Here is an 8,913-nt window from a genome sequence, read left to right as displayed (position 1 = left end):
CGGTCTACTTCAAGATCGACTATTACGACGCTGCGTTTCAGTACGGCTCGGAAGATCCCGCCGATGCCAGCATCACCCAGCGTGTGCTGACGATCATGGTCCGAGAGGACCTCTGACATGGTCACGGCAGCACCGAAAGATCGCCGCTTGGACCTAATGTCATTGCTGACGCCCGGACCGGTCGATGAGAACTGGGAAGCCGAGAAAGCAGGCTGGCGCTGCTTCGTCATGGGCAATGCTAACCCTAGCGGACGGCGCGGCAGTCGTCTGCGCGCTGCGTGGCAACGCGGTTACGACGCTGCCTCCCGAAGTTGGGATCCAGTAGGGTTGATGCTTTAAAACGGCGAAACGGTCGGCCGGGATGTAAAGAATTGCAGACCGTCCACTTAGCCTGACGATCGACGGACGAAGCCGGGAGATGCGGCTCACCGAGCCGATCCGCGAACCCGCGATGGCGAAGCTCGTCTCCGTCGTTCGCCGCCTGAGCAAACAGCACGCACTCACACGGTGACGGTCTAACCAGACCCCGGTCTTACTGATCCTTTTCGGCGCGCTTGCGATCGGCCTTGCGCGCCCGGCTAACGGCCACTGCGTGTTCGCGAGCGCGCTTCTCCGACGGTTTCTCGAAATGACGGCGCAGCTTCATCTCGCGGTAGACGCCTTCGCGTTGCAGCTTCTTTTTCAGAACGCGAAGAGCCTGGTCGACGTTGTTGTCGCGGACGATGACCTGCATGAAACCTAACTTTCGAGATTGCGTCGATGATTAATACAGCCCTGCCTATAAGCCAGGCAGGCATGTGCCAAGTCCATGATGAACTTGCCGGCTTCAAACGCAGTTATCTTTCGCGAACGTGACTAATCCTGCCCCATGCTGGAACGGTTTCTAGACCGCAGCCCCTAGGCATTGACACTGATCCACTAGGCTGGAGAAGGTCCCATGACCAATTCCGACACACCTGCCTATCGTGTGCAACTGCTGCCGGCGCCGATGGTAATCGACGCTGATGGCCTCCCAGTCGAGAATTCCCATGTGGTCGAGATCGTGTTTCCAGGGGACACGATTGATACGACGCTGGGGAAGGTGAACACGATCGTCGGGCCGGGAACGGCCAAGATCATCGTTGAGGACGCGACGTACCGCGGGATCAGCCTTTGCTGAGTTTGCACGCTGTGTAGCCTTAGGGCAGGGGAGCCTGCCAACGAAGGAAGCAGTAATACATGGCGAACCGTCTCACGATTGATCAGGACAGCCTGGTCGACAACGACCGCGAAAAGCAGGTCGAGTTTACCGCCGACATCGATAGCGAGGACCGCGATTTTGCCGTGAAATACGCCGTTTTGCGTGAAGTGAGCGGCGACGAACCAGACAATGACGCCTTGGAACTGTTCGAGCGGTTCAGCGACGAGATACTCGATATCTGCGCCGATCTTGCCGAGCTTCGGCCAACGGCCAATCTGATAACCGTGACAGAAAGTGACCTCGAGTAGCGGTCGCTCCGAAGCGCCCTTCGAAGCATGCAGCTTAAGGCAGCAGTCAGGTCAAAGTTGGCATCCTCAAGGCTCATCGAGGATACCAACTTCGGCATGTTTTTCAGTTCTCTACGGCGTTTGCAGATCGGTCTTATCGTTGCCAGCTTGGCATTCGGCCTGCCTGTGCAGGCGGCATATGCCCGATCAAGCGTCTCTGAGATTGTGGTCGATGCCTCAACCGGTACCGTTCTGTTTTCGGAGGCGCCGGATGCAGCGAGACGGCCCGCTTCACTGACCAAGCTGATGACGCTGTATCTCGCATTCGAAGCTCTTGCCGACGGCCGCTTACGCCCAAGTGACCCTTTGCCGATATCCCGCCGGGCGGCGCGCCAGCCGGCGACGCATTTGGGTATAGCCGCAGGTGGAAGGATCACAGTCGGCAAGGCGCTGGATGCTATCGCAGCGATCTCGTCGAACGACCTGGCCGTTGCCGTGGCCGAACGCATTGCCGGTAGTGAGCCGAAATTTGCCAGACTGATGACGGCAAAGGCGCGCCAGCTTGGGATGCGGAATACGCGTTTTGCAAACGCATCTGGACTGACCAGCGCCGGTAACATGACAACGGCGAGCGACATGGCAAAGCTCTCGCGGGCCATCGTCAGGCGCTTTCCGCGGCAATATGCCCGGTTCAGCAAGCGTACGATCCAGTGGAGATCGCGTCGCACTGCCAATCATAACCATCTGCTCGGTCGGGTTACGGGCGTCGACGGCATCAAGACCGGGTACACCTCCGACGCCGGCTACAATCTTGCAGCGTCGGCGAAGCGCCGAGGTCGGCGTATCGTGGTCGTAGTGCTGGGTGAGACCAGCGTTTCGGCGCGTGATGCGCGCGTTGCCAATCTGATCGAGTTGGGCTTCACCGGGTCGAGATCGACTGCGCGTCGCATACGACGGCGGGAACTCTACGAACTGCCTTTAGGTAACCCAGAGCCGCGAGGATCGTTCGGATCGATAATACATCTTATGTTAAATCAATAAGTTAGCAGATATTCGGCATTGATTGCATGGCTTTGTTCCGGCTTTCGCCGGGAGCCGTCTCAACCAGCAACCGAGGCCAGGACCGCATAAAGCTACGCGCTTCCCACGCCCAGGCCACCTGAGATGGACGGCACGGACGTAACTACGACGCCATCGCTCATCGCGATTGAACGTCAGTCCAAGCGAGTATATACATGGCATATACAAAGGAGGCGTCGTGACCCAGACATCTGCTAATTTCGACGTGCGCGAAGCCAGGCTGTTTCGCAACAATCGCAGTCAGGCAGTGCGAATTCCCGCCGAGTTCGAATTTTCGGGAAGCCGTGTGCTTATCCACAAGGAAGGCGACAAGCTTATCATCGAACCCGAACCCAAGGCCCGTCTTCTCGACATCCTGAAAGGGCTAACCCCCCTCGCCTCTGAAGATCTGTTTCCAGAGGATCTCGATGCTACGCTGCTCCCGCTCAGGGCCGTCGACCTGTGACAGGCTCACGCTACATGCTCGATACCAACATCGTCTCCGACCTCGTTCGAAATCCGCAAGGCGCGGTGTTCGATAAGATCGTCGAGATCGGGAGCGACAATCTGTGTGTCAGCATCATCACCGCGGCCGAACTGCGCTATGGTTGCGCCCGTAAGGGGTCCCCTCGCCTGCTCCAGCAAGTCGAAGCCATTCTGGGCGGGATCGAGATCCTTCCGCTCGATGTCCCGGCCGACGCCGAATATGGCGGGATCCGCGCCGAGCTTGAAGCCGCTGGCAAACCGATCGGCCCCAACGACCTCCTGATCGCAGCCCATGCCTATGCACTAGGTGCCACGCTGGTCACCGCTAATGTCGGCGAGTTCACACGTATTCGGGGTCTTCGCGTAGAGAATTGGCTTGGCTGACGCCGGCGGTTTCCGCTTACGAAAACAGGGCCGGAACCGATAGCAGCGGTCCCGACCCCGTCGGTCGAAGGATCCTCCGTCGAAACGGTGGACAGACTGGCTTAACGCATCTGCGTCGAATCCGGTCCACCACCCTCGATATACGGATCGTCGTCAATTTTCCATGAACGGGCCTTTCGGCCGTTCCACCCGCCATAAGGCACTTCACCCGAAGGACTTCACCCCGAAGGGACATCACCATGACCGTCATTGCACTTTCAGCCCGACGCAGTTCACTGAGTTCACTCGAGAACGCCTACGCCGTGGCTATTCAGCTTCGTGAGAGCACCGGCGTCGACCAGTTTGTGGTCCGCACCGACAATCCCATTCAGCCTTTCCGCGTCTCCCGGTGCCGGCCACATCACCCAGAGAGTCTTCTCGCCCTGGTCGCCTGACCGAGCGACTATCGTCAGCCCTCGGTCGTCACGTTGGCCATGATCTGCGCGGCCGTCAGGCTCTCGCACAGCTGGGCGTTCGTGGCGTAAATCACCGCAAGCTTCTGCTCGCGCATCACCATGCACATCCGACCACGACGGTACGTCAGGCTCTGCAACCAGGCGAGTTCTGTAATCGCCTGCTCGATAGGCGTGTCGTACAGCAGGTACCAAAGCCGCATCTGGAACGGGCTCTTGTCGCGCAAGATCTCTTCGAGATCCTTGTGCCCCTCGCCACGGCCCATGCCGTTGCTCGTTTCGCTTGCCAGTGCGGTGAACGCTTCCTGCATCTCCGTGATCGCAAAATAGGCAACGTCGAGGCCGATCCCGATCGTGGCGCCTGCCAGCACCCGCCGATCGGTCGATATTTCGGGGTCGCCGTTTTCGTTGGTGCCGCTGTTGTTCAGCACGTCATAAAGCGGGAGATCATAGTCGTACCCCCGCATCACATCCTGTACTTTCATCATATCCTCCTTCGGGAGGCCTCGGATTTGGCAGGATCGTCATGCGATCGAGCAAGACCCGATCGCGTGACGAACATTGACAATTCCGCTGCCTGCGGCAATGTCTGTACGTCACGACAAAGAAGGTCAAGCCGCCATGCAAACTTTTTCCAGTCGCGACTTCAATCGCGAACCAGGTCGCATCAAGCGGGCCGCGGTTGATGGCGCGGTCATCATCACCGAACGCGGCCGACCAATCATGGCGGTCATGCCCTTTGCCGAATACGAGCGGCTGAAAGCCCCTCCCGGCAACATCCTCGACGCCCTCGACATGGACGAGGTCGGAGACATCGAGGTCGACTTCAGCAGGGCAGCATCGTTCCCGCGTCCGGCGGTGTTCGACTGATGTACTTGCTCGACACCAACGCCCTGTCCGAGCTGCGCAAGCGGCGCAGCGGAAAGATCAGTGCAGCCGTCGAAGCATGGGCCGGTAGCGTCGATCAGGCGGACATGTTCCTTTCGGTCATCACGATCATGGAGATCGAGCTTGGCATCGCACTGCTCGAACGGCGCGATACGCGGCAAGCCGGCGTGTTGCGGCTCTGGCTACATGACAAGGTCATGCCCGCCTTTGCCGGGCGCATACTCCCCGTCGACACAACGATCGCGCTGCGCTGCGCGCGGCTGCACGTTCCGGACACCAAGAGCGAACGCGACGCCTGGATCGCAGCGACGGGCCTCGTACACGACCTGACGATCGTCACCCGAAATGTCGTCGACTTCGCAGGCACAGATGTTACGCTTTTGGATCCGTGGGCCTATCCTCAGTGACAGCTGGAGACGATCATCCTCTTCTAAAACCTATCAGGGTCGGCCCCACGGCGGCCCTTTTTTTGTCTGTCGAACGCCACCCGGTGCGCCTGACGGTATCTTCGGCACCGCCTTGGTCTGAAGGAATCCAACCCGGCTTGGTGTCGCTATCGATGCTTGAGCCGTGCAGCCAACACCCTCGTCTCACGCGCGATCTGCTCTTCCATCATTGGCCAAATATCCCGCGCCGCGGCGCAATAACCTGACCAGTCCGCCTCGATCGACGTCGTCGTCCACTCGGCAATATGCGCGCGCGAAAACATCCGCTTGGTTGCGGTCGCAAAGAGTAACTCGGACAGCTCCGTCCTCAAGCCATCGTCGGCATCCTTTAGCAAAGTCGGAACGATCACCTCGCTGACATACCTGGACCGGGCCAGGCTGGACGCCGTCAACTGTTCACGGGCGTTCGCCAGCTGACGACTGTTCGGGCTTTCCTCGCCGCAATGCCGTCTGATTTCGCGAACGCCAGCCATGATGTCTCGATGATGCCCTTCCAATGTGCCGAGCATCGCTTCCAAATTCATTTTTGTAACCCTCCCCTGCCGGACGATCATACATCGCGAGGCATCTGCTTTCGTGCGTTCGGCCAGCGTCGCCGCGACGTTCGCCCTTTTCGATATGCCACTCTAAAGACTTGATTGATGGGCTCAAGCCAAGCTTTTCCGCTACGGAAATGCGGTGCCTGCTTGTTGGCGGGGCCGTCTCCCATGTGGCTTATGGCCGTCGTTAAACGATGCTTTCCGCCGTCGTTGGCCTGTCTGCGGCGATTGCCGGAAATCGCTCGGACAACGTGTTTATGCCCACCAGAAACACCTCGGCGAGGTTGGCGAGCGGGAACGGCGGTGGCTTGCCGTCGCCGCAATACTGGACACATAACATCCAACAGCATGACCCAGCTCGAATGACAGGCTCCAGCAGTAAGTCTGAGTCTGATGACGATCGCCGCGTGACCGATCCCGTCGCATCGCTCTCCACCAACTGCCAGACCGTGAAGGGAGGTCCTGCGTAAGTCACCCAAGCGATACCGTTCGTGTCGATCGTGGCGCTCAGCAAATCCTTGTCAAAAACCTTCACGATAACATCCTCCAAAAGGCAGGTCTGTTCGGTCGCATCGTGGAGAGATTGGCGTGAAAACGAAAGCGCTCCGGGGGCATGATCGGGAGCGATCTAGACGAGGGGTAGCCGGACGGAATCGTTGAAGATTTCAAGCAAGAACAGGAAGGGTTGGGACATCCCGCCCAAGAGGGCGGGACCGTTCAATAGTCGGCAAGAGCCTCCCGGAGCCCCGCGAAGAGCGGGTCTCCGCCCTTCGGGTACAATCACTTGTCGGGCTCCCGGGGCACGCTGACAGGGCTCGTGCGCCAGGTTCGCGGATGGCCTGGGGCGGGTGTGTCGATCTACCCTGACCTCATGTCTAGGACCATGAGCACCGCCAAGCAGCCTTCGGCTGTGGAATCATGCGCTAGGCGCATGATGTGTGCTTTGTGGGCCTGTGTTCTCATCACACCCTTCGCCGTCTCTCAGTGTCTCGGCGTGGCAGACCCGTCCGACGGGGTCGGCGTCAAAGGGGAATTGTCCGCTGGAGCGGACAATGCTTTTGTTTGATTTGAAGACGCCTCAACAAGAATACCGGGCCTAAAGGCCCTACGGTTTCCACGCCGCTGCGCGTCGCGGAGCCTCCGTCATTCGTGTTGACCCCGCCAGCCGTGCCTGCCGCTTGAGCCCCTGCGAGGACGGCTCCGGGTGCGATGAGAACAAAGGCCGGGCCTTGCCCATCAGCACGGTAGAAATAGAATTGCTCGCTACCGCGATCAATGCGTCTTTGATTTGTTATTTACGCCCCCTGGTCGGGGGCTTTCTTATGCTCGGACTCACCGTGTACGATGATTGGACGTCAAGTAATCAATCAGGTTGGTCAAATAGAGTGGAAGGGGTAAAAAGAAGATGCCGGAGGGGAAAGGCCCCAAGCACTGGCAAAACAAGGGGATAGCCCCCGTAACGTGGAGTGAATACTATGAACATCGGTTCTTTCAAGTCGGTCGGCGGTCAGCTTCTCGGTTCGGTCGCAACGGCAACCATCGACCTCGCGCGCCTTGGCCTCCGTCCCGTCGAGAGCACGAACGACAAGGCCCCCGCGTTCGAAATCATGGTTTTGAACGTCGCGAAGCGTTGGGTGCAGATCGGCGCGCTTTGGGAAATGACCAGCAACAGCAGCGGCGAAGTTTTCTATCAGGGCAAGCTGGACGACCCGAGCATCAGCGAACCCCTCCAGATCATGCTTTTCGGCAATAACGAAGAGGGTTTCCGCGTCGTCTGGAACCGCCCGACCACGCGCCGCGAAAATCTGGACGGCACCCGCCAGAACCGCCGCAAGGCATCGGATGACGGTTTCGGCACCGGCAACGCCACCGACAACGGCCAGCTTTCCGAGGCGCTGAACGACGAAATCCCCGCGTTCTAAGACCACCCAAACGGGCGGGGAGAGGGGTGCAACCCTCCCCCGACCCTAAACCGCAATCCCTGCCAAAGGCTACGAACCATGACCAAGAAAACGACCTCCCCGCGCCTTACCAGCTTTGCCGACTTGGGCGAAGCCAAGAACGGCACCAACGCCACGCCCGCGACCGGCAGCGCGTCCGACGACGCGACCGACCCCCGCACGGCGGAGATTGCCGAGAGCATCGCCGACGCAGCGGCAACGACCAATTTTCAGGAAGCGTTCGGCGACGTTGGCGCGCTTTCCATTGTCGAGCTTGGCGCAGACCGCGCCGAACTCGACATGCCCGAGCCGATCGAGGCGCAGCACGATTGCGCGGCGATCATGGCAACGCTTTTCGACCTGTTCCGCGATACCCGCCTAGAGGCGAGCGCACAGGCGATTGCATGGGGGTTCGTCAATTCGTTTCACTACGAAGCGCAGAAGCTGGAACGCGAGGAAGACACGCTTTGCCGCGACCTTGGCGAGATGACGCGCCGTTATGATCCGTCCGATATTTACGCCGTCGAAATGGAAGAATTGCAACTCCGCGCGCAGACCAAGACCGAACAGCGCGCCGCCATCGAATGCATGCGCGACTATGCCGCCGACTGCTACCGGGCGCAGTCCGGCCACCCGTGGTCCCCCGCGCGCGGATCGAAGGTTTCGAGCGGAGGCACCGCAAGCCAGATTGCCGCCCTCGATTTCTTGAAAGCCCGCGCGCAGGACCACCGCGAGAAGCGCAACCCCACCGGCCCGCTTGTCGTCTTTTCGGGCGGTCAGGAGTGGCACGACTTCAAACAGCTTTGGGACCGCCTCGACCAGATCAAAGCCCGTATCCCGCACATGACGCTTTGCACCACAGCGCAGCGTAAAGGGTGCGACATGATCGCCGCAGCATGGGCCGCAAGCCGTGGCGTTACCGTGGTTGCCTTCACACCGCAGACGGGCCGCTATGGCAACCGCGCCGGGTTCGTTCGCAACGAACAGCTTGTAAAACTCGCCCCCGTTGAAGCCATCGTTTGCCAAGGTTCCGGCCTGCAATCGAACCTGTTGCAGACCTTGAAGGACGCCCGCGTCCCGACCCACGCCTTCCGCATCGATGGACAGGCACCGGCACCGACCGCAACCAAGCGGCAGGCAATCGGCTAACCCTATCCGGGCGGCGCAGCCAAGAGCGCGCCGCCCCTCCCCTTTCCTTGGCAGGAAACACTAGGCCAGCGGCGGGCGAAATCCCCGCGCTGGCCCCTTTTTG

Annotated in this window: 15 protein-coding genes; 11 read left to right on the top strand and 4 right to left on the bottom strand. The window is 59.8% G+C overall.

What is annotated here, in order from left to right; all coding sequences use genetic code 11:
* Positions 1-116, top strand: a 116-nt coding sequence (locus sphsw_RS20430; protein ID WP_042467047.1) for a DUF3768 domain-containing protein, incomplete at its 5' end; no start/stop codon positions are given.
* Positions 117-532: 416 nt separating this feature from the next.
* Here sphsw_RS20430 and rpsU read toward each other — a convergent pair.
* Positions 533-733, bottom strand: a complete 201-nt coding sequence (gene rpsU, locus sphsw_RS10765) for a 30S ribosomal protein S21 (protein ID WP_031440625.1) — start codon at positions 731-733, stop codon at positions 533-535.
* A 204-nt stretch (positions 734-937) separates the two neighbouring features.
* Here rpsU and sphsw_RS10760 point away from each other — a divergent pair, with 204 nt between their 5' ends.
* The 6 genes from sphsw_RS10760 (at position 938) to sphsw_RS18875 (ending at position 3,830) form a co-directional block, all read left to right on the top strand.
* Positions 938-1,159, top strand: a complete 222-nt coding sequence (locus sphsw_RS10760; protein WP_031440624.1) for a hypothetical protein — start codon at positions 938-940, stop codon at positions 1,157-1,159.
* Between the two features lie 59 nt (positions 1,160-1,218).
* Positions 1,219-1,488 (top strand): DUF1488 family protein, encoded by a 270-nt coding sequence (locus sphsw_RS10755; RefSeq protein WP_031440623.1) that lies wholly within the window; start codon positions 1,219-1,221, stop codon positions 1,486-1,488.
* Positions 1,489-1,584: 96 nt separating this feature from the next.
* On the top strand, positions 1,585-2,508 hold the full coding sequence (locus sphsw_RS10750) for a D-alanyl-D-alanine carboxypeptidase family protein (RefSeq protein ID WP_081874277.1): 924 nt from the start codon (positions 1,585-1,587) through the stop codon (positions 2,506-2,508).
* Between the two features lie 217 nt (positions 2,509-2,725).
* Positions 2,726-2,992: an AbrB/MazE/SpoVT family DNA-binding domain-containing protein gene (locus tag sphsw_RS10745; RefSeq protein WP_031440621.1), complete on the top strand. Its 267-nt coding sequence runs from the start codon at positions 2,726-2,728 to the stop codon at positions 2,990-2,992.
* Positions 2,993-3,006: 14 nt separating this feature from the next.
* A complete protein-coding gene (locus tag sphsw_RS10740; RefSeq protein ID WP_031440620.1) occupies positions 3,007-3,396 on the top strand; it encodes a type II toxin-antitoxin system VapC family toxin in 390 nt (129 codons plus the stop codon).
* Between the two features lie 239 nt (positions 3,397-3,635).
* Entirely contained in the window at positions 3,636-3,830 is a 195-nt protein-coding gene (locus sphsw_RS18875) for a hypothetical protein (protein ID WP_081874273.1), read from the top strand.
* Positions 3,831-3,844: 14 nt separating this feature from the next.
* Here sphsw_RS18875 and sphsw_RS10735 read toward each other — a convergent pair whose 3' ends face one another.
* Positions 3,845-4,333 (bottom strand): hypothetical protein, encoded by a 489-nt coding sequence (locus tag sphsw_RS10735; protein WP_152555478.1) that lies wholly within the window; start codon positions 4,331-4,333, stop codon positions 3,845-3,847.
* A gap of 76 nt (positions 4,334-4,409) precedes the next feature.
* Between sphsw_RS10735 and sphsw_RS10730 the strand changes: the two genes are divergently transcribed.
* Positions 4,410-4,718: a type II toxin-antitoxin system Phd/YefM family antitoxin gene (locus tag sphsw_RS10730; protein ID WP_200874032.1), complete on the top strand. Its 309-nt coding sequence runs from the start codon at positions 4,410-4,412 to the stop codon at positions 4,716-4,718.
* Entirely contained in the window at positions 4,718-5,143 is a 426-nt protein-coding gene (locus sphsw_RS10725; RefSeq protein ID WP_031440617.1) for a type II toxin-antitoxin system VapC family toxin, read from the top strand. Before sphsw_RS10730 ends, sphsw_RS10725 begins: the two co-directional genes overlap by 1 nt.
* 146 nt (positions 5,144-5,289) lie before the next feature.
* Here the strand turns inward: sphsw_RS10725 and sphsw_RS10720 are convergent, their stop codons facing one another.
* Both sphsw_RS10720 and sphsw_RS10715 read right to left on the bottom strand, forming a co-directional pair.
* Positions 5,290-5,706 (bottom strand): hypothetical protein, encoded by a 417-nt coding sequence (locus sphsw_RS10720; RefSeq protein WP_152555477.1) that lies wholly within the window; start codon positions 5,704-5,706, stop codon positions 5,290-5,292.
* A 202-nt stretch (positions 5,707-5,908) separates the two neighbouring features.
* Positions 5,909-6,256, bottom strand: a complete 348-nt coding sequence (locus tag sphsw_RS10715; RefSeq protein WP_152555476.1) for a hypothetical protein — start codon at positions 6,254-6,256, stop codon at positions 5,909-5,911.
* A 940-nt stretch (positions 6,257-7,196) separates the two neighbouring features.
* On the opposite strand from sphsw_RS10715, the gene sphsw_RS10710 reads away from it, so the two are divergent.
* Positions 7,197-7,643: a DUF736 domain-containing protein gene (locus sphsw_RS10710; RefSeq protein ID WP_031440614.1), complete on the top strand. Its 447-nt coding sequence runs from the start codon at positions 7,197-7,199 to the stop codon at positions 7,641-7,643.
* Between the two features lie 78 nt (positions 7,644-7,721).
* Positions 7,722-8,810, top strand: coding sequence for a DUF2493 domain-containing protein (locus tag sphsw_RS10705; RefSeq protein ID WP_031440613.1), 1,089 nt, complete (start codon positions 7,722-7,724; stop codon positions 8,808-8,810).
* Positions 8,811-8,913 lie beyond the last annotated feature (103 nt).

The organism is Sphingomonas sp. FUKUSWIS1, assembly GCF_000733135.1.
GTDB classification, from domain to species: Bacteria; Pseudomonadota; Alphaproteobacteria; order Sphingomonadales; family Sphingomonadaceae; genus Sphingomonas; species Sphingomonas aerolata.
Note: the sequence above shows the minus strand (reverse complement) of the source record. Positions and strands in the feature narration are given on the sequence as shown.

What these genes read in the sequence shown, in the direction of transcription:
- sphsw_RS10735 (WP_152555478.1), bottom strand. Translation starts at nt 4,333, where the DNA reads ATGAAAGTACAGGATGTGATGCGGGGGTACGACTATGATCTCCCGCTT.
- sphsw_RS10705 (WP_031440613.1), top strand. Translation starts at nt 7,722, where the DNA reads ATGACCAAGAAAACGACCTCCCCGCGCCTTACCAGCTTTGCCGACTTG.
- sphsw_RS18875 (WP_081874273.1), top strand. Translation starts at nt 3,636, where the DNA reads ATGACCGTCATTGCACTTTCAGCCCGACGCAGTTCACTGAGTTCACTC.
- sphsw_RS10725 (WP_031440617.1), top strand. Translation starts at nt 4,718, where the DNA reads ATGTACTTGCTCGACACCAACGCCCTGTCCGAGCTGCGCAAGCGGCGC.
- rpsU (WP_031440625.1), bottom strand. Translation starts at nt 733, where the DNA reads ATGCAGGTCATCGTCCGCGACAACAACGTCGACCAGGCTCTTCGCGTT.
- sphsw_RS10740 (WP_031440620.1), top strand. Translation starts at nt 3,007, where the DNA reads ATGCTCGATACCAACATCGTCTCCGACCTCGTTCGAAATCCGCAAGGC.
- sphsw_RS10750 (WP_081874277.1), top strand. Translation starts at nt 1,585, where the DNA reads ATGTTTTTCAGTTCTCTACGGCGTTTGCAGATCGGTCTTATCGTTGCC.
- sphsw_RS10720 (WP_152555477.1), bottom strand. Translation starts at nt 5,706, where the DNA reads ATGAATTTGGAAGCGATGCTCGGCACATTGGAAGGGCATCATCGAGAC.
- sphsw_RS10755 (WP_031440623.1), top strand. Translation starts at nt 1,219, where the DNA reads ATGGCGAACCGTCTCACGATTGATCAGGACAGCCTGGTCGACAACGAC.
- sphsw_RS10710 (WP_031440614.1), top strand. Translation starts at nt 7,197, where the DNA reads ATGAACATCGGTTCTTTCAAGTCGGTCGGCGGTCAGCTTCTCGGTTCG.
- sphsw_RS10760 (WP_031440624.1), top strand. Translation starts at nt 938, where the DNA reads ATGACCAATTCCGACACACCTGCCTATCGTGTGCAACTGCTGCCGGCG.